Here is an 18,484-nt window from a genome sequence, read left to right on the forward strand (position 1 = left end):
CCAGGTCACGGCACGGGCGGAGCGCCCTGTTTCGGTCACAATCGAATGAGGTCCCCATCCATGCGACTCCGGAACCGGCTGGGCTGACATGCTCGCCTACATCGTCCGACGCATCCTGCAAGCCGTCCCCGTGCTCATCGGCACCACGTTCCTCATCTACTTCATGGTCTTCTCCATGCCGGGGAACCCGCTCCTGTCGCTCTTCGGCGACAAGACGCCGAGCCCCGCACTCCTCGCCCGCCTCGAGGAGCAGTACCACCTGAACGAGCCCTTCTTCGTCCAGTACCTGTACTACCTGGGAGGCGTCGTCCGCGGCGACTTCGGCATCTCGTTCTCCGGCCAGTCCGTCAACGAGATCCTCGCCCGCACCTTCCCGGTCACCCTGACGCTCGCCATGATGGCGATCGTCATCGAGATCGTCGTCGCGCTGACCATCGGTCTCATCAGCGGTCTGCGCAAGGGCAGCTTCTTCGACGCGAGCGCGCTGGTCGTCAGCCTCCTGCTCGTGTCGGTGCCGATCTTCGTGCTCTGCTTCATCGCGCAGTCCTTCTTCGCGATCCAGCTGGGATGGTTCCCTCCGACCGTCGGAGCCGACGCGTCGTTCCAGAGGCTGCTGCTGCCCGCGATCGTGCTCGCCCTGTTCGTGGTCGCCTCGGCCATCCGCCTCACGCGCGGCTCGGTCATCGAGACGGCCGGCTCGGACTTCGTCCGCACCGCGTACAGCAAGGGGCTCTCGCGACGCCGCGTCATCCCCGTGCACGTCCTGCGCAACTCGCTCATCCCGGTCACGACGCAGTTCGGAGCCGACTTCGGCCTCCTGATCGTCGGCGCGACCGTGACCGAGGGCATCTTCAACGTTCCCGGAGTCGGGAACACGCTCTATCAGGCGATCATCCGAGGTGAGCGGCCGACCGTCGTCTCCTTCGTCACGGTCATGGTGCTGTTCTACCTCGTGGTGAACATCCTCGTCGACCTGCTCTACGCCGTACTCGACCCGAGGATCCGCTATGCCAAATGAGTCCACCGGCGGCGCGCAGAAGGCCCGCCGCATCGACCACTTCGTGGCCCCGCTCGAGGAGACGCCGATCGCGTCGGTCGACGCCGTCAGCCTCGACGAGAAGCCCAGCAACCTCTGGACCGACGCGTGGCGCGACCTGCGCAAGCGGCCCATGTTCTGGATCTCGGGCGTCCTGATCCTCGTCATCATCGCCGTCGCGCTGTTCCCGGGCCTGTTCACCTCGGTGGACCCCCGCCAGTGCGCGCTCTCGTTCAGCAACCAGGGCCCCGGCGACGGCAGCCTGCTCGGCTACACCAAGCAGGGGTGCGACGTCTTCTCGCGGATCATCCACGGCACGTCCACGTCGCTGACCGTCGGCCTCATCGTGATCGTGATCACGACGGTCTCCGGCGTCATCGGCGGCGCTCTGGCCGGCTTCTTCGGCGGCTGGGTCGACACCGTGATCATGCGCCTCGGCGACATCTTCTTCTCGATCCCCTACATCCTCGCCGCGGTCGTCATCATGTCCGTCTTCTCGGCCTACCGGAACGTGTTCGTCATCGCCCTGGCGATCGGCGCGTTCGCCTGGCCGACGACGGCGCGCGTCCTGCGCTCCGAGGTCCTCCGCGTGAAGCAGGCCGACTTCGTCGGCGCCGCCACCGCGACCGGCCTCTCCCGCATGGCGATCCTGTTCCGACACGTGCTGCCGAACTCGATCGCTCCCGTCATCGTCGTCACGACGATCTCGCTCGGCGCGGCCATCACCGCGGAGGCGACGCTGTCGTTCCTCGGCGTCGGCCTTCCCGGCTCGGTCATGTCGTGGGGCAACGACATCAGCCAGGCCCAGCGCGATCTGCGCACCAACCCGCAGACGCTGATCTACCCGTCGATCGCCCTGACGGTCACGGTGCTGAGCTTCATCCTCCTCGGCGAATCGCTCCGCGACGCGCTCGACCCGAAGGCGAGGGCCCTCCGATGACCGCCACGACACCGAACGCACCGCACGGGCCGCTGCTCGAGGTCACCGACCTCGAGGTCGGCTTCCAGACCGGCAGCGGACTGGTCCCCGCCCTCCGCGGCGTGAGCCTCACGATCGAGCACGGCCAGACCGTCGCGATCGTGGGGGAGTCGGGCTCCGGCAAGTCGACGACCGCCGCCGCGATCATCGGCCTGCTCCCCGGCACCGGCCAGGTCACCGCCGGCTCCGTGCTGTTCGACGGCAAGGACCTCGCGAAGGCGACGAGGACCGAGCTCGAGGACATCCGCGGCCGCCGGATCGGCTACGTCCCGCAGGACCCGATGTCGAACCTGAACCCCGTGTGGTCGGTCGGCTTCCAGGTCGAGGAGACCATCAAGGCCAACGGCCTCGCGACCGGTCGCAAGGAGGTGCGCGCCAAGGCGATCGAGGTCCTGCAGAACGCGGGCCTCGCCGACGCGGAGAAGCGCCTCAAGCAGTTCCCGCACCAGTTCTCGGGCGGCATGCGCCAGCGCGTGCTGATCGGCATCGGCCTGGCCGCGGCTCCCCAGCTGCTGATCGCCGACGAGCCCACCTCGGCGCTCGACGTCACGGTCCAGCGCCGGATCCTCGACCACCTCGAGACGCTGACGAAGACCGACGGCACCGCGCTGCTCTTCATCACGCACGACCTGGGCCTCGCCGCCGAGCGCGCCGAGAAGCTCATCGTCATGTACAAGGGCCGCATCGTCGAGTCCGGCGCCTCGGTGGAGGTGCTGCAGAACCCGCAGCACCCCTACACGCAGCGCCTGATCGCGGCGGCGCCCAGCCTCGCGTCGCGCCGCATCCAGTCGACGGCCGGCCGGGCCGTGGAGTCGGTCTCCGGCGAGTCGGAGGCCGTGCGCGAGGTCGACCTGGTCGGCGCGGGCGCCGCGCACCACGCCGGCGCGGTCGCCTCGGGCGCCCCGATGATCGAGGTCGACGGCCTCACGAAGGTCTTCAAGATCCGCCGCGGCGGCCTGAAGGCCGAGGACTTCACCGCCGTCGACAACGTGTCGTTCTCGATCCCGAAGGGCACCACCACGGCGCTCGTGGGCGAGTCCGGATCGGGCAAGTCGACGATCGCCCGCCTGGTGCTGGGCCTCGAGACGGCGACGTCCGGAGCGATCTCGATCGCCGGACGCCGGACCGAGAAGCTCAAGGGCCGCGACATGCTGGCGCTCCGGCGCTCCATGCAGCCGGTGTTCCAGGACCCGTACGGCTCGCTCGACCCGCTGCACAACATCGGCAACACCATCTCGGAGCCGCTGCGAGTGCACAAGGTCGGCGACCGGACGTCGCAGCGCGAGCGCGTCCTCGAGCTGCTCGACCAGGTGTCCCTCCCGCGCGTGATCGCGAGCCGGTACCCGAACGAGCTCTCCGGCGGCCAGCGCCAGCGCGTGGCGATCGCCCGCGCGCTCGCGCTGAAGCCGGAGATCGTGGTGCTCGACGAGGCCGTGTCGGCTCTGGACGTCCTCGTCCAGGCGCAGATCCTCCGCCTCCTCGCCGACCTGCAGGCCGAGCTCGGGCTGACCTACCTGTTCATCACGCACGACCTGGCGGTGGTCCGCGTGATCGCCGACGACGTCTGCGTGATGCAGAAGGGCAGGATCGTCGAGCACGCCCCGACGGACACCGTGTTCGACTCGCCGCAGCAGGAGTACACCCGCGAGCTGCTCGACGCCATCCCCGGCGCCGGCATCGAGTTCGCGGTCTGACCGACCGTCACCAGGGCCCCGGCCCCGCCTGGAGCGCTCCTCGGAGCCCTCCGGAGCGGGGATCCGGGGCCCTTCGCCGTGCGGACGCCTCGCTGCGGTACGATGGATGGTCCCCCTTTTGCACGAGAACACGAGACGAGTCCGTATCCATGGCAAGTGCCACCCGCTCCGACCTGCGCAACGTCGCGATCGTCGCCCACGTCGACCATGGCAAGACCACGCTGGTCGACGCCATGCTCAAGCAGACGAACTCCTTCGACGCGCACGCCCACGTGGACGAGCGCGCGATGGACTCCAACGAGCTCGAGCGCGAGAAGGGCATCACGATCCTCGCGAAGAACACCGCTGTCTCGTACAGCGGCAAGCACGCGAGCGACGGTCCCATCACCATCAACGTCATCGACACCCCGGGCCACGCCGACTTCGGCGGAGAGGTCGAGCGCGGCCTGTCGATGGTCGACGGCGTCTGCCTCCTCGTCGACGCGTCCGAGGGCCCGCTGCCCCAGACCCGCTTCGTGCTGCGCAAGGCGCTCGAGGCGAAGCTCCCCGTCATCCTCCTGGTCAACAAGACCGACCGCCCCGACGCGCGCATCGACGAGGTCGTCGCCGAGAGCCAGGACCTGCTCCTCGGCCTCGCCTCCGACATGGCCGACGACGTGCCGGACCTCGACCTCGACGCGATCCTCGACGTCCCCGTGGTCTACGCCTCCGGCAAGGCCGGCCGCGCCTCGGCGAACAAGCCCGAGGACGGCACGCTGCCGGACGCCGAGGACCTGGAGCCGCTGTTCGAGGCGATCCTCAAGCACATCCCCGCGCCGACCTACGACGACGACGCGCCCCTCCAGGCCCACGTCACCAACCTCGACGCGTCGCCGTTCCTCGGCCGCCTCGCCCTCCTCCGCGTCTTCAACGGCACGATCAAGAAGGGGCAGACGGTCGCCTGGGTCCACCACGACGGCACCCACACCAACGCGCGCATCACCGAGCTGCTGATCACCAAGGCGCTCGACCGCTACCCGGCCGAGTCCGCGGGCCCCGGCGACATCGTCGCGATCGCGGGCTTCCCCGAGATCACCATCGGCGAGACCATCGCCGACCCCGAGGACATCCGCCCGCTGCCGGCCATCACGGTCGACGACCCGGCGATCTCGATGACGATCGGCACCAACACCTCGCCGCTCGTCGGCAAGGTGAAGGGCCACAAGCTCACGGCGCGCATGGTCAAGGACCGCCTCGACCGCGAGCTCATCGGAAACGTGTCGCTCAAGATCGTCGACATCGGACGCCCCGACTCGTGGGAGGTCCAGGGCCGCGGCGAGCTCGCGCTGGCCATCCTCGTCGAGCAGATGCGCCGCGAGGGCTACGAGCTGACCGTCGGCAAGCCCCAGGTGGTCACCCGCCAGGTCGACGGCAAGACGCACGAGCCCTTCGAGCACCTCACGATCGACGCCCCGGAGGAGTACCTCGGTGCGATCACGCAGCTCCTCGCCGCCCGCAAGGGCCGCATGGACGGCATGTCGAACCACGGCACCGGCTGGGTCCGCATGGAGTTCATCGTTCCGTCGCGCGGCCTGATCGGCTTCCGCACCGAGTTCCTCACCACCACGCGCGGCACCGGCATCGCGAACGCGATCCTGCACGGCTACGAGCCGTGGGCCGGCGCGATCGTCACCCGCAACAACGGGTCGATCGTCGCGGACCGCAACGGCGTCGTGACCCCGTTCGCCATCATCGCGCTCCAGGAGCGGATGACCTTCTTCGTGAACCCCACCGAGGAGGTCTACGAGGGCATGGTGATCGGCGAGAACTCGCGCAACGACGACATGGACGTGAACATCACCAAGGAGAAGAAGCTGACCAACATGCGTCAGTCCACCTCCGACACCTTCGAGTCGATGACGCCGTCGCGTCAGCTGACGCTCGAGGAGTGCCTCGAGTTCGCCCGCGAGGACGAGTGCGTCGAGGTCACCCCCGAGGTCGTCCGCATCCGCAAGGTGGAGCTCGATGCGAACGCCCGCGCGCGCATGACGAGCCGCCTCAAGAAGCAGGGCTGAGCCCCGGGCGCCTCGGCGCCCGCCCACGACGAGACCGGCCGGAGCGATGCTCCGGCCGGTCTCGTCGTCTCCGCCCGGTGCTGCAGCGTGCAGCGCCGATCCCGTCCCTCGCGGTCCGGATCAGCCCTCCGGACTCGGAGAGGGAGAGGGGGTCGAGGACTCCGCCTCGAGCGTCGAGGTGACGAAGGAGACGAACGCCGCCGCGTCGTCCGGCTTCCCCGTGTACTGCTCGCCGTTCACCAGCACGGTGGGCGTCGACCCGAGCTTCGGCAGCGAGGAGTTAGCGAGGGGGAGCGAGGTGGCCCGCTCGGTCGCGGCCTTCACCCAGGGCCGGAACTCGCCCGCGGTCATGCAGGCGAGGACGTCGTCGTCGGTGACGCCCGCTCCGGTCACCAGCGCCCGCAGAGCGTCGTCGTCGAGGCCCGTCGTCCCCTCCGCCGGCTGCTGCGCGAAGAGCGCCGCGTTCACGGCGAGGAAGCGGTCCGGATCCTCGTCGGCGACGCACGCCGCGGCGTTCGCGGCCCGGCTGGAGTACTCGGAGCCGGCCGAGGAGGAGTCGAGGATCGCCACCGGGTGGATCTCGAGCGTGATCGCCTCCTTCGTCAGCCACGACTGCAGCTGCTCGGCGTTCGCCTTCTCGAACTGCCCGCAGTACGGGCAGAGGTAGTCGACGTAGAGGTCGACGGCGACGACTCCGCCCGCCCGTGTGGCGCTCTCGTCGGTCGGGACGGGGGAGGCTCCCGGAGCGAGTGCCGCGGTCGTCGTCGCCGTCACGGCCGAGCCGTCGCCCGCGAGGACGATGCCGTCGCTGAGCATGTTCGCCGGGCCGGCGCTCGCGACCTCCTGCTGCGACCAGACGTTCCAGCAGACCAGGGCCACGACCGCGAGGAGCCCGACGACCGCTCCGCCCTGCCCGAGCAGCCGGTTCCGGCGCCGCCGGCGCCTCTCGGCTTCGCGGCGCTCCCGCGCCTGCGCTCGGGCGAGCTCCTGGCGCTCGCGCTTGGTCAGGCCGCTTCTCGCACTGTTCCCGGACATCGCCGACGACGCTACGGGCGCAGGCTTCGGCGCGCCGTGGAGTGCGCCCGCCGGATCCTGGGACGGAGTGCGGGTCCTCTCAGGGATCAGGCGAAGAGGCCGGAGCCGAGGAAATCGGTCTCGTCGCGGGCACCGGGCGGCACCGCGAACACAGCCGAGCCGACGTGCTTCACGTACTCGTTCAGCGCGTCGGTCGCGAGGTTCCGCTGCACGGTGACGAACTGCTCCGGGGAGCGCTGGAACGAGAGGAAGAACAGCCCCGCGTTCAGGCGTCCGAGCTCGTCGTTGCCGTCGACGAAGTTGTAGCCGCGGCGCAGGAGCCGCACTCCGTTGTTCACGCTCGGGTGCGCGAGGCGCACGTGCGACTCCTGATCGATCAGCGGGGCACCCGTGGCGCCGGCCGCTGCGAAGTCCGGCTCGGTGGACTCCGTGCCGCCCGAGAGCGGGGCTCCGGACCCCTTGCTGCGGCCGATGACCCGCTCCTGCTCGCCCAGCTGGCTGCGGTCCCACGTCTCGATGATCATCCGGATCTTCCGCGCGACCAGGTAGCTGCCGCCGACCATCCACGCGGGGCCGTCGGAGGAGGGGACCCAGACGTGCTCTTCTACGGCGTCGGCCTCCTCGGACTTCACGTTCGCCGTGCCGTCCTTGAAGCCGAAGAGGTTGCGCGGAGTCGCCTGGGCGGTGGACGTCGAGGAGGTGCGGCCGAAGCCGAGCTGCGACCAGCGGAGCGAGGCCCGGCCGAACGCGATCCGGCTCAGGTTGCGGATGGCGTGCACGGCGACCTGCGGATCGTCGGCGCAGGCCTGGATGCAGAGGTCGCCGCCGCCGGCCGACGGGACGAGCGCGTCGCCGCGGAAGCGGGGCAGGGCCTGCAGCTGCGGAGGCCGGCGGTCGGCGAGGCCGAAGCGGTCGGCGCCGGACTCGTCCGTGAAGAGGGTCGGTCCGAAGCCGACCGTGACGGTGAGGGACGCGGCGTCGAGCCCGAGCGCCTCCCCGGTGTCCTCCGGGGGAGCCGTGTCCGGCCCGTCCACCGCGCCGGTCTCGCCGACCTCGAGGCCCTGGGTCATCCGCGAGGCGGCGAGCGTCCAGTCCTTCAGGAGCTCGACGAGGTCCTCGCGCGTGGTGCCCGCGGCGAGGTCGAACGCGGCGAAGTGCAGACGGTCCTGCGCGGCGGTGGTGATGCCCGCCTGGTTCGCGCCGAAGAACGGCACGGTGCGCGTGGCGGAGGAGGCCGTCGCGCTCGCAGACGATGTGACGGCCACCGTGCCGCCCACTCCGGCGGCCAGCCCGGCCGTCCCCGCCGAGACGAGGCCGAGAAGCCCGCGCCGCGAGAGGCGGCGGGGCTCGTCGGAGGGCCGTTGGGAAGCCGTCGGCCGGGCTCCCTCGTGATGCTCGGCGCCCACTAGGCGGCCGGCTCCTCGACGCCCAGCACCGTGTGGGTCAGCTGCGAGAGCGGCTCGGAGAGAGCGTTGACCGCGTCCGAGAGCTCCTTCTTCTGCTCCGCGGTGACGGTGGAGTACGCAGCGAAGCCGGAGTCGATCGAGCCGTACTGCGCGAGCAGGGCGTCGAGCTCGGAGAACCGCTGCGTGATCCGTCCGGTGAGGTCGGCGCCCTCGTCGCCGCTGGCGGTCGCGATCGGCTCGACGTTGCCGAACGCCACCTCCGCGCCCTGGACGTTCGCGGCGAAGTCGGTGAGGTCAGTGCTCGACCACCAGTCCTCCTCGCCCGTGATCTTGCCGGCCGCGACCTCGTCGAGCAGGCCGATGGCGCCGTTGGAGATGTCGCCCACCGAGACGGTGAAGCCGGGCGCGTTCACGAGGTCGGCCAGGCTCTGCACGTCGTCGACGAGGCCCTGGCCGAACTGCGCGCGCTGCTCGGGGGTGGAGGGCGCCCAGTCGAGGAGCGCGCTCGTGCCGTCGGAGTTGAGCGCACCCTCCGCGGGGGCCCACAGGTCCTTCTCGATGCGGTGGAAGCCGGTCCAGTCCAGGCCCTCGGCGACGGCGTCGACCTCGCGGTAGTCGATGCGCGGGTCGAGGTCGCCGAACGCCTCCGCGGTCGGCTCGATCCGCTCGTAGAAGACGCGGGTCGACGCGAAGAGGCCGCGCGCCTTCTCGTCGTCGCCTGCCTCGTAGGCCTGCGCGAACTCGGCGACCGCGGGGAGCAGCTCGCCCACCTGCGACTTCACGTACGCCACGTAGTTGGTGACCGCCGCCTCCGTCGCCGCCTTCTCGTCCGCCGACTGCGCGGTGGCCTCACCGGTCACGGTGAACTCGCTCAGCCCGACCGGGGCGCCGACCTGCTGGAACTTGCAGGCGGTGTAGTAGGTGCCAGGCTCGAGCTGAGCGACGTAGGAGACGCTCTGGCCCGGGGTCACGTTCTCCTTCTCGCCCACGATCCGCAGCTTGTCCTCGGCCAGGATCTCGAACTCGTTGACGTCCGAGCCGCCGTTGGTCAGTGAGAACGTCACCGCTCCCGCCTCGGCGGTCGCCGTCGACACCTCGCAGGCGTCGTCCCTGATCGCGACGTCGAGCGCGGCGGAGGAGGAGGACGCGGGGGTGTTCGGCACGCAGCCCGTGAGGATCAGCGCCAGGGCGCCGGCGCCGGCGAGGCCGAGGGTGACGCGGGGGAGGGTGGGACGAGCGCGCGAGGACATGCTTCTCCTGGATCGGGGCGAGTGCGCCGGCGGTGCCGGAGCGGGTCAGACGGAGGTGGGAGCGGGAGCGGCGACCGGGGCCGCGCTGCCCCGTCGCGGACCGCGCAGGCGGACCTGGCGGACGAACAGGGCGCCGACGACGACGAGGTAGAGCAGCCAGGCGGCGAACTGCAGAGCGGTCGGCTCGGGCGTGTAGTTGAAGAGGCCGCCGACCACGGCGGTCACGGGCGGCGGGAGGATCGGGCCGAGCGAGAACAGCGGGGTGCCCCAGCCGGGCAGGAGCGACGCCTCCTGCAGGTCGCCGACGCCGTAGGAGAGGACGCCGGCCGCGACAAGGATGAGGAAGCCGCCCGTCCAGGTGAAGAAGCGCCCGAGGTCGATCCGGACGAAGCCCCGGAAGATCAGGTACGCGATGACGACCGAGCTGAGGATGCCCAGCATCGCGCCGACCGTGCCGACCCACGCGCTGGATCCCGACCCCGCAGTGCTCGAGGACACGCTCGCCCAGACGAAGAGCGCCGTCTCGATGCCCTCGCGGCCGACGCTGATGAAGCCGAGGACCACGATGCCGAGGGCCGAACCCGCGACGGCGCCGTCGAGCCGGGACTCGAGGTCGCCCTTCATGCTGCGGGCGTTCGCGCCCATCCAGAAGATCATCCAGGTGACCAGGCCGACCGCGAGGATCGAGAGGCCGCCGCCGATGAGCTCCTGAGCCTGGAACGACAGGGTCGAGGGGCCCCAGGTGAGGATCGCACCGGTGACGAGTGAGATCGCGATCGCGGCGGCGATACCGGTCCAGAGCCGCGGCAGCACGTCGCGCCGGCCGAGCTTGGTCAGGTAGGCCACGAGGATGCCGACGACGAGGCCGGCTTCGAGGCCTTCGCGGAGGCCGATGAGGTAGTTTGCGAGCACGCGTGTTCTCTTGGTCGATGGTGGACGAGGAGGGGGCGACTCCCGCCCCGAGTCGATCCGGTCGGCGGGCCTCCGTTGTTCGGTAAGCCTTGCCTAACCCGGGTCGACTGTAGTCCGCTGCCCGGTCGCTGTCCAGAAGCGCCCGCAGCGGAGGCCGCGCAGGACGAGAGGCGGAGAGTGGACGCGGGCCGGGACGCAGCAGCGGAGCGGGTGGTGGCGGTGCACGCCCACCCCGACGACGAGACGATCACCATGGGCGGAACCCTGGCGCGGCTGGTGGCACAGGGCGCCTCCGTGACCGTCGTCACCGCCACGCGGGGCGAGTGCGGCGAGGTCATCCCCGAGGACCTCGCTCCGCTCGAGGGCTCGGCCGAGCTGGCCGCGCACCGGACGACCGAGCTCGTCGTCGCCCTGACGGCCCTCGGCGTCGCCGACCACCGCTTCCTCGGCGAGGCGGGCGCCCGCGCACCCGGCCTCGCTCCGCGCGTCTACCGGGACTCCGGCATGCAGTGGGGCACAGGCCGCGTCCCGGTGCCGCTCGAGCCGGTGCATCCCGCGTCCTTCACCGCCGCGCCCGAGGACGAGGAGGTGGCGGATCTCGTCGCCGTCCTCCGGCAGGTCGACGCGGGCGTCGTGCTGTCCTACGACGCGGGCGGCGGCTACGGCCACCCGGACCACGTCCGTACCGCCCGGGTCGCCGAGCGCGCCGCCGAGCGCCTGGGCCTGCGCTTCCTCGCCGTCCTCCCCGACGCGGCCCCGCCCCTCCCCGGGGACGTCGTGATCGAGCTGTCCGCCGAGGACCACGCCCGCAAGCGCGCGGCCCTCGAGGCGCACGCGACGCAGCTGGTGGTCGAGGGCGACGAGGCCCGGCTCTCGAGCGGTCCGCCGTTCCCCATCGGCCGCATCGAGCGCTTCCGCCCGGTCGCGCAGGCGGGGCGTCCGGCGCCGCTGCCGGAGGAGCGTCCGACGCTGGGATCGCGCGTGCTGTCGGGCGTCGCCGGAGTCCTGGTCGGCGCGGTGGTCGGAGCGATCACGACCGTCGCCCATCAGAGCACCGTGTCGGTCGGCGGTGTCGTCCTCCCGGTCGGCCTCGCCGCCTCCCTCGCCGGCGTGCTGCTGCTCCTGCTCGGGCTGCGCCTCGTGCTCATCGACCGGTTCGTCGCGTTCTGCACCGCGATGGGCCTGCTCGGGATGATCGGGCTGCTCGCCCTGCGCAGCACCGGCGGATCCGTCCTCGTCCCGGCGAACGGCCTCGGCGTGGCCTGGACCTTCCTCCCCGCCCTCATCGCCCTCGTCGTGATCGCCTGGCCGCGGCTGCGGGCGGCCGCTCCCGCCGCCGCCCCGCGGCCCGCGGACGCCGACGCCCCGTCGGCCCCCGTACGATAGAGACACTGTTCGAAGGGACCTGGAGCACCGTGACCTACGTGATCGCACTTCCGTGCGTCGATGTCAAAGACCGCGCCTGCATCGACGAGTGCCCGGTCGACTGCATCTACGAAGGCGAGCGCTCGCTCTACATCCACCCGGACGAGTGCGTGGACTGCGGTGCCTGCGAGCCGGTCTGCCCCGTCGAGGCGATCTACTACGAGGACGACCTCCCTGAGGAGTGGTCCGACTACTACAAGGCCAACGTCGAGTTCTTCGACGAGATCGGCTCCCCGGGTGGAGCCGCCAAGGTCGGCGTGATCGCGAAGGACCACCCGGTCATCGCGGCGCTGCCTCCGCAGAGCCACTGAGGCCGCTCCCGTGGCCCTCGGCGCGCTGCCCGACTACCCCTGGGACCTGATGGCGCCCTTCGCCCGCACGGCGGCGGAGCACCCCGGCGGGATCGTCGACCTGTCGATCGGCTCGCCGGTGGACCCGACGCCCGCCCCGATCCGCGACGCGCTCGCCCGCGCGACGGACTCGCACGCGTACCCCACGACCGTGGGCACCCCCGCTCTGCGCGAGGCGATCGCCGCCTGGTACGCGCGGCGGCGCGGAGTCGAGGGCCTCGGGATCGACGAGGTCCTGCCGACGATCGGCTCCAAGGAGCTCGTCGCCTGGCTGCCCTTCCTCCTCGGACTCGGGGAGGGGGACGTGGTCGTGCATCCGCGCGCCGCCTACCCGACGTACGCGATGGGCGCGGCGATCGCCGGCGCCGAGGCGCTCGCCTCCGACGACCCGGCCGAATGGCCCGCGACGACCCGCCTGGTCTGGCTCAACTCTCCCGGCAACCCCGATGGCGCCGTGCTCGACGTGCCCGCCCTGCAGCGCGCCGTCGCGCGTGCCCGTGAGCTGGGGGCCGTGATCGCGGGGGACGAGTGCTACGCCGAGCTCGGCTGGGACTGCCGCTGGGCCGACGAGCCGATCCCGAGCGTCCTCGACCCGCGCGTGGTGGGGGAGGACCGCACCGGGGTCCTCGGCGTCTACTCGCTGAGCAAGCAGTCGAACCTCGCCGGCTACCGCGCCGCCTTCGTCGCCGGGGACGCGGCCCTGATTGCGCGCCTGGTGCCCGTCCGCAAGCACGCGGCCGTGATTGTCCCCGGTCTGCTGCGGGTGGAGATGATCGTCGCCCTCGCCGACGACGAGCACGTCGCCGCGCAGAAGGAGCGCTACCGTTCCCGCCGCGACCGCCTCCGGCCCGCCCTCGAGTCCGCGGGCTTCCGGATCGACCGCAGCGAGGCCGGCCTCTACCTGTGGGCGACCGAGGGCCGCGCGGCCTGGGAGTCCATCGACCGGCTCGCCCGCCTCGGCGTCCTCGCGGGCCCCGGCGTCTTCTACGGGGAGGGCTTCCCCGAGCACGTGCGCCTCTCGCTGACGGCCTCCGACGAGCGGATCGACGCGGCCGTCGAGCGCCTGTCCGGCGGCCTCTGAGGCGCTCGACCCGGCCGATCCTGGCGGGTTCCGACAAGGACCCGGCCCCAGCGCTGGGCGATGTCACAGTGCCCCCGCTTTGCCCATAGGCTGTATGTGGTTCGGTCGACGGCGCCTCGCGAGGCCCCGGCTGCACCACGATCCAGACCCGGCGCCGCCCGCTCCGCGCGAGCGCTCCCGGGGTGCGACCGCGACGACCTGGGAGGCGTTGTGACCGAATCCGGCACGCAGAGCGACGGAACCGCGACGGTGGGCTCCACGGAGCCCGCGACCGGGAGCGCCACGACGCCGCCTCCCGCGCCGGCGGAGCAGGAGCTCCCCGAGAAGGTCACGCTCACCTTCGGCGACCGCACCGCGGACTTCCCGGTCCTGCGCAGCGTCGACGGCTCCTCGAGCATCGACTTCTCGACCCTGTCGAAGCAGACCGGCTTCATGTCGCTCGACTACGGCTTCGTGAACACGGCGGCGACCAAGTCGCAGATCACCTACATCGACGGCGACCAGGGGATCCTCCGCTACCGCGGCTACCCGATCGAGGAGGTGGCCACCAACGCGACCTACCTCGAGGTGGCCTGGCTCCTCATCTACGGCGAGCTGCCGACGGCCGACGAGCTCGCGGGCTTCGACGAGCGCATCCGCCGCCACACGCTCCTCCACGAGGACCTCAAGCGCTTCTTCGACGCGCTCCCGCACAGCGCGCACCCCATGTCGGTGCTCTCGGCCGGGGTCTCGGCCCTGTCGACGTACTACGAGGACAGCTCCAACCCGAAGGATCCGGAGGCGGTGGAGCTCACCACGATCCGCCTCCTGGCGAAGCTGCCCGTGATGGCGGCGTACGCCCACAAGAAGGCGATCGGCCAGGCGTTCCTCTACCCGGACAACTCGCTGAGCTTCGTCGACAACTTCCTCCGCCTCAACTTCGGAACGATGGCCGAGCAGTACCAGGTCGACCCGGTGCTCTCGAAGGCGCTCGACCGCCTCCTGATCCTCCACGAGGACCACGAGCAGAACGCGTCGACGTCGACCGTCCGCCTCGTCGGCTCCACCGAGGCGAACCTCTACGCCTCCGTCTCGGCCGGCATCAACGCCCTGTTCGGCCCTCTGCACGGCGGAGCGAACGAGGCGGTGCTCACCATGCTCGGCCGGATCCGCGAGTCGGGCGAGAGCGTGTCGACGTTCGTCGAGCGGGTGAAGAACAAGGAGGAGGGCGTGCGCCTGATGGGCTTCGGCCACCGGGTGTACAAGAACTACGACCCGCGCGCGAAGCTGGTCAAGGAGAGCGCCTCCGAGGTCCTGCAGGCCCTCGGCGTGAAGGACCCGCTGCTCGACATCGCGATGGAGCTCGAGGCCCTCGCTCTCGAGGACGACTACTTCAAGGAGCGGCGCCTCTACCCGAACGTCGACTTCTACACGGGCGTCATCTACAAGGCGATGGGCTTCCCGACCCGGATGTTCACCGTGCTCTTCGCGATCGGCCGCCTGCCCGGCTGGATCGCCCACTGGCGCGAGATGAACACCGACAAGCAGACCAAGATCGGCCGCCCGCAGCAGCTCTACATGGGCTCGCCCGAGCGCCACTGGCCGACCGACCGCTGACCGGTCCCCGAGAGCCCGTCCCCGCCGGGGGCGGGCTCTCGCCGTGCGGCGCACCCGCCTCTCGTCAGCCGTCCGAGGCTCGAACCGCTTCTTCGAGGCGGGACGCAGAGCGGCGTGGTCGCCGCGGACTCGATCAGCACGGGTCGTCCCGGGGTGCCGCCTGCGGGGCCCGGCGGCGCCGGACGCTCGCCCTCAGGCGTGCAGAGCGGCGTTCAGCTCGATGCCGGCGCCGGTGCGGGGGAGGACTTCGACGGCCCCGGTGAGGGAGTTGCGGCGGAAGAGCAGGTTCGGCACGCCCGAGAGCTGCACGGCCTTCACGGTCTGCGGGGCGCCGTCGGCGCGCGGCGCTCCGCCGACCACGACGACCTTGGTGCCGGCGGTCACGTAGAGGCCGGCCTCGACGACGGTGTCGTCGCCGAGGGAGATGCCGATGCCCGAGTTCGCACCCAGCAGCGCCCGCGCGCCGATCGAGACGCGCTGCACTCCTCCGCCCGAGAGGGTGCCCATGATGGAGGCGCCGCCGCCGATGTCCGAGCCGTCGCCGACCACGACGCCCTGCGAGATGCGCCCCTCGACCATCGAGCTGCCGAGGGTCCCGGCGTTGAAGTTGACGAAGCCCTCGTGCATCACCGTCGTGCCGGGTGCCAGGTGCGCGCCGAGGCGGACGCGCGAGGTGTCTGCGATGCGCACCTTCGCGGGGGTGACGTAGTCGGTCAGCCGCGGGAACTTGTCGATGCCGGTGGCCTGGATGCCGTGGCGCCGGAGCGAGGGGCGCAGGCGGGTGAACGACTCCGGCGAGACCGGACCGGCGTTCGTCCACACCACATTCGGCAGGTGGGCGAAGACGCCGTCGAGGTTCACCTCGTTCGGGCGGACCAGGAGGTGCGAGAGCAGGTGCAGCCGCAGGTAGGCGTCGGACGTGGAGGCGGGCGGCGCCTGCACGTCGATCTGCAGCGTGACCACGTCGATGCGGACCTCGCGGCGCGGATCCTCGCCGGCCTGCTCCTCGAACTCCGCCGGCACGATCCAGGGGTCGCGGCCGGCCGGGATGGTGCCGAGGCGCGGCTCCGGGAACCAGGTGTCGAGGACGGTGCCGTCGGCGGCCACGGTGGCGAGCCCGTATCCCCAGGCGGAGGCGGGCGCGGAGGAGTCTGCGGAGTGCTCGAAGGTCATGCCGATCAGGGTAGCGCGGAGCGTCCGGCCGCTACCCTGGGGCGCATGGCCGATCCGACCACCGCCCCTCCGCTCGATCTGCGCACCGATCCGGTCGCCCTGACGCGGATCCTCTGCGACATCCCGTCCGTCTCGGGCGACGAGCTCGAGATCGCGGACGCGGTGCAGTGGGCGCTCGAGCAGTACGACCACCTCGAGGTCATCCGCGACGGCCACACCGTCGTGGCGCGGACGAACCTCGGCCTCGCCCAGCGCGTCGTGATCGCCGGGCACCTCGACACGGTGCCGGTCAACGGCAACCTGCCCGTCGTCGCCGAGACGATCGACGGCGTCGAGCACCTGGTCGGCCGCGGGACCGTCGACATGAAGGCCGGAGTGGCGGTGCAGCTCGTCCTCGCCGCCGAGCTCTCCGATCCGGCCGTCGACATCACCTGGATGTGGTACGACAACGAGGAGGTCGCAGCGGACCTCAACGGCCTCGGCCGCCTCTCCCGGCACCGCCCCGACCTCTTCTCCGCCGACTTCGCGGTGCTCGGCGAGCCGACGAGCGGAGCAGTGGAGGGCGGCTGCAACGGGACGCTCCGGGTCGACGTGGTCACCCGAGGAGTCCGCGCCCACTCCGCCCGCAGCTGGGTCGGCGAGAACGCGATCCACGCGGCGGCGCCGATCCTCGACCGCCTCGCCGCCTACGTACCGCGCGAGGTCGAGGTCGAGGGCCTCGTGTACCGCGAGGGCGTCAACGCCGTGCGCGTCACCGGCGGGGTCGCGGGCAACGTGATCCCGGACCTCTGCACGGTGCAGGTCAACTACCGCTTCGCCCCCGACCGGTCCGGGGAGGAGGCGCTCGCCCACCTCGAGGAGCTCTTCGAGGGGTTCGAGGTGACGGTGGACGATCTGGCCGAGGGCGCCCGCCCGGGGCTGGACGCACCTCTGGCCCAGGCCTTCCTCGCGGCCGTCGGAGCCGAGGCGAAGCCCAAGTACGGCTGGACCGACGTCGCGCGGTTCTCCGCAATGGGCATCCCGGCTGTCAACTACGGACCGGGCGACCCGCTCCGGGCCCACGCCGACGACGAGCGCGTGGCGGTGCGCGAGATCACCGAGTGCGCCGAGGGCCTCCGCCGCTGGCTGACCGCGTCCTCGTGAGCGCGAGCGCCACGGCCGTCCCCGTCCGCCTCCGCCTGCGCCTGGTCCCGTGGTGGGCGCGGGTCCTCCTGGTGTACATCGCGACCCGCGTGGTCACGACGGTGATCCTGCTGCAGTTCGCCGCGCACCAGCTCGCGAACCCGTGGACCGGACCCTCCCCGTCCTACTCGGCCTTCGCGTCGATGTGGGACGGCCGCTGGTACGAGATCATCGCGGCCACCGGGTACCCCGGCTTCCTGCCGATCACGCAGGACGGCCACGTGGGGGAGAACGCCTGGGCCTTCATGCCGCTCTACCCGGGCGTCGTGAAGGCGCTGATGGCGCTCACCGGCCTCACCTGGGCTCCGGCCGCCGTGACCGTCTCCGTCCTGTGCGGAGCCGGAGCCTGCCTCGTCCTGTACCGCCTCTTCCGGCACTCCCTCGGCGAGTCGCAGTCGCTGACGGCGGTGCTGCTGTTCTGCGTGGCGCCGACCTCGCCGCTGATGCAGCTCGCCTACGCGGAGTCGATGGCGATGCTCCTGACCGCGGTCACGCTCCTCCTCCTGGTGCGGCGGCGCTGGCTCGCGGTCGTGCCCGTCGTGCTGCTGCTGGGCCTGACCCGGCCGAGCGGGCTCGCCTTCGCCGCCGCGCTCGGCCTGTACGTCGTCTACCGGTTCGTCCGGCGCCGCACGGAGCCGTTCCCGCGGTCGGAGTGGCTGCCGGCCGTGGGCCTGACGGCGTGGGGGCTCGTGGTCGGCTTCCTCTGGCCCGCCGTGGCGTGGGCCGTCACCGGGTCGATGACCGCGTACACCGACACCGAGCTGGCGTGGCGTGCGGTCTATATCGGCTACCAGGAGCTGCTCCCGCTGACCCCGTGGTTCCAGGGCGGCGCCTGGTGGGGCTCGTGGTGGTTCGGGGCTCCGGCCGTCGGCATCGTCCTGGTGGTGCTCCTGCTGGCGGCGTTCGTCGGGATCCTCGCCGCACCGTGGACACGGAGGCTGGATCTCTTCAGCCGGGCCTGGGTCGCCGGGTACGGCGTCTACCTGCTGGCGTTCTTCTTCCCGCAGTCGAGCACCTTCCGGCTGCTGGGCCCGATGTTCCCGCTCGTCGGAGCGCTGGCGGTGCCGCGCTCGCCGGTCTTCCGCGTCGCGCTGGTCCTGCTCGGGATCGGCGGCCAGATCGTCTGGATCTCGATCTGCTGGGCCGTCGCCGGATCGGACTGGACCCCGCCGTGATCGTGCCGAGCGCCCGCCCGGCGCGGTGCTCCTCCGGGGACTCCCGACTCCCGCACGGGTATGCTCGTCGGAATGTCTCCCCTCACGCCAGCCGGTGAGCCGCGACACGCGTCGCCCCTCCTCCGGCCGACCCGCC

15 protein-coding genes are annotated in these 18,484 nt (G+C 71.5%); 10 read left to right on the forward strand and 5 right to left on the reverse strand.

What is annotated here, in order from left to right:
- Positions 1–88: 88 nt before the first annotated feature.
- The 4 genes from C5C33_RS01180 to typA all read left to right on the forward strand — a co-directional run bounded on the left by C5C33_RS01180 (position 89) and on the right by typA (position 5,763).
- Positions 89–1,018 carry an ABC transporter permease gene (locus C5C33_RS01180; RefSeq protein WP_104222975.1) on the forward strand — a complete coding sequence of 310 codons (930 nt, stop codon included), beginning with the start codon at positions 89–91 and terminating at the stop codon, positions 1,016–1,018.
- Positions 1,008–1,976: an ABC transporter permease gene (locus C5C33_RS01185; RefSeq protein ID WP_104222976.1), complete on the forward strand. Its 969-nt coding sequence runs from the start codon at positions 1,008–1,010 to the stop codon at positions 1,974–1,976. The genes C5C33_RS01180 and C5C33_RS01185 overlap by 11 nt, the downstream gene beginning before the upstream one ends.
- The gene (locus C5C33_RS01190) at positions 1,973–3,709 is read left to right on the forward strand and encodes an ABC transporter ATP-binding protein (protein WP_104260189.1); all 1,737 of its coding nucleotides are present in this window, start codon (positions 1,973–1,975) and stop codon (positions 3,707–3,709) included. The genes C5C33_RS01185 and C5C33_RS01190 overlap by 4 nt, the downstream gene beginning before the upstream one ends.
- A gap of 149 nt (positions 3,710–3,858) precedes the next feature.
- Positions 3,859–5,763, forward strand: a complete 1,905-nt coding sequence (gene typA / locus C5C33_RS01195; protein WP_104222978.1) for a translational GTPase TypA — start codon at positions 3,859–3,861, stop codon at positions 5,761–5,763.
- Positions 5,764–5,883: 120 nt separating this feature from the next.
- On the opposite strand, the gene C5C33_RS01200 is transcribed toward typA, so the two are convergent.
- The 4 genes from C5C33_RS01200 to efeU all read right to left on the reverse strand — a co-directional run bounded on the left by C5C33_RS01200 (position 5,884) and on the right by efeU (position 10,366).
- Entirely contained in the window at positions 5,884–6,798 is a 915-nt protein-coding gene (locus C5C33_RS01200; protein ID WP_104260128.1) for a thioredoxin domain-containing protein, read from the reverse strand.
- Between the two features lie 86 nt (positions 6,799–6,884).
- Positions 6,885–8,204 carry an iron uptake transporter deferrochelatase/peroxidase subunit gene (gene efeB, locus C5C33_RS01205; protein WP_104260127.1) on the reverse strand — a complete coding sequence of 440 codons (1,320 nt, stop codon included), beginning with the start codon at positions 8,202–8,204 and terminating at the stop codon, positions 6,885–6,887.
- The gene (gene efeO / locus C5C33_RS01210) at positions 8,204–9,454 is read right to left on the reverse strand and encodes an iron uptake system protein EfeO (RefSeq protein WP_104237549.1); all 1,251 of its coding nucleotides are present in this window, start codon (positions 9,452–9,454) and stop codon (positions 8,204–8,206) included. Before efeO ends, efeB begins: the two co-directional genes overlap by 1 nt.
- Before the next feature lie 45 nt (positions 9,455–9,499).
- A complete protein-coding gene (gene efeU / locus C5C33_RS01215; protein WP_104225548.1) occupies positions 9,500–10,366 on the reverse strand; it encodes an iron uptake transporter permease EfeU in 867 nt (288 codons plus the stop codon).
- A 177-nt stretch (positions 10,367–10,543) separates the two neighbouring features.
- Between efeU and C5C33_RS01220 the strand changes: the two genes are divergently transcribed.
- The 4 genes from C5C33_RS01220 (at position 10,544) to C5C33_RS01235 (ending at position 14,818) form a co-directional block, all read left to right on the forward strand.
- Complete coding sequence (locus tag C5C33_RS01220; RefSeq protein WP_146083675.1) at positions 10,544–11,752, forward strand: PIG-L family deacetylase; 1,209 nt, start codon at positions 10,544–10,546, stop codon at positions 11,750–11,752.
- A 29-nt stretch (positions 11,753–11,781) separates the two neighbouring features.
- Entirely contained in the window at positions 11,782–12,102 is a 321-nt protein-coding gene (gene fdxA / locus C5C33_RS01225) for a ferredoxin (protein ID WP_104222984.1), read from the forward strand.
- A 10-nt stretch (positions 12,103–12,112) separates the two neighbouring features.
- On the forward strand, positions 12,113–13,222 hold the full coding sequence (gene dapC, locus C5C33_RS01230; RefSeq protein WP_104260191.1) for a succinyldiaminopimelate transaminase: 1,110 nt from the start codon (positions 12,113–12,115) through the stop codon (positions 13,220–13,222).
- Positions 13,223–13,432: 210 nt separating this feature from the next.
- Positions 13,433–14,818, forward strand: coding sequence for a citrate synthase (locus tag C5C33_RS01235; RefSeq protein ID WP_258059270.1), 1,386 nt, complete (start codon positions 13,433–13,435; stop codon positions 14,816–14,818).
- A 192-nt stretch (positions 14,819–15,010) separates the two neighbouring features.
- Here C5C33_RS01235 and dapD read toward each other — a convergent pair whose 3' ends face one another.
- Positions 15,011–15,991 (reverse strand): 2,3,4,5-tetrahydropyridine-2,6-dicarboxylate N-succinyltransferase, encoded by a 981-nt coding sequence (gene dapD / locus C5C33_RS01240; RefSeq protein WP_104260124.1) that lies wholly within the window; start codon positions 15,989–15,991, stop codon positions 15,011–15,013.
- A gap of 45 nt (positions 15,992–16,036) precedes the next feature.
- On the opposite strand from dapD, the gene dapE reads away from it, so the two are divergent.
- Positions 16,037–17,134 (forward strand): succinyl-diaminopimelate desuccinylase, encoded by a 1,098-nt coding sequence (dapE, locus tag C5C33_RS01245; protein WP_104225552.1) that lies wholly within the window; start codon positions 16,037–16,039, stop codon positions 17,132–17,134.
- Positions 17,131–18,348: a hypothetical protein gene (locus C5C33_RS01250; RefSeq protein WP_258069143.1), complete on the forward strand. Its 1,218-nt coding sequence runs from the start codon at positions 17,131–17,133 to the stop codon at positions 18,346–18,348. The genes dapE and C5C33_RS01250 overlap by 4 nt, the downstream gene beginning before the upstream one ends.
- Positions 18,349–18,484 lie beyond the last annotated feature (136 nt).

This window comes from Rathayibacter sp. AY1H3 (assembly GCF_002932015.1).

Excerpts from the sequence above, each read along its gene's own strand:
- typA (WP_104222978.1), top strand. The coding sequence starts at position 3,859 with ATGGCAAGTGCCACCCGCTCCGACCTGCGCAACGTCGCGATCGTCGCC.
- dapE (WP_104225552.1), top strand. The coding sequence starts at position 16,037 with ATGGCCGATCCGACCACCGCCCCTCCGCTCGATCTGCGCACCGATCCG.
- efeO (WP_104237549.1), bottom strand. The coding sequence starts at position 9,454 with ATGTCCTCGCGCGCTCGTCCCACCCTCCCCCGCGTCACCCTCGGCCTC.
- C5C33_RS01185 (WP_104222976.1), top strand. The coding sequence starts at position 1,008 with ATGCCAAATGAGTCCACCGGCGGCGCGCAGAAGGCCCGCCGCATCGAC.
- C5C33_RS01180 (WP_104222975.1), top strand. The coding sequence starts at position 89 with ATGCTCGCCTACATCGTCCGACGCATCCTGCAAGCCGTCCCCGTGCTC.
- dapD (WP_104260124.1), bottom strand. The coding sequence starts at position 15,991 with ATGACCTTCGAGCACTCCGCAGACTCCTCCGCGCCCGCCTCCGCCTGG.
- C5C33_RS01200 (WP_104260128.1), bottom strand. The coding sequence starts at position 6,798 with ATGTCCGGGAACAGTGCGAGAAGCGGCCTGACCAAGCGCGAGCGCCAG.
- C5C33_RS01190 (WP_104260189.1), top strand. The coding sequence starts at position 1,973 with ATGACCGCCACGACACCGAACGCACCGCACGGGCCGCTGCTCGAGGTC.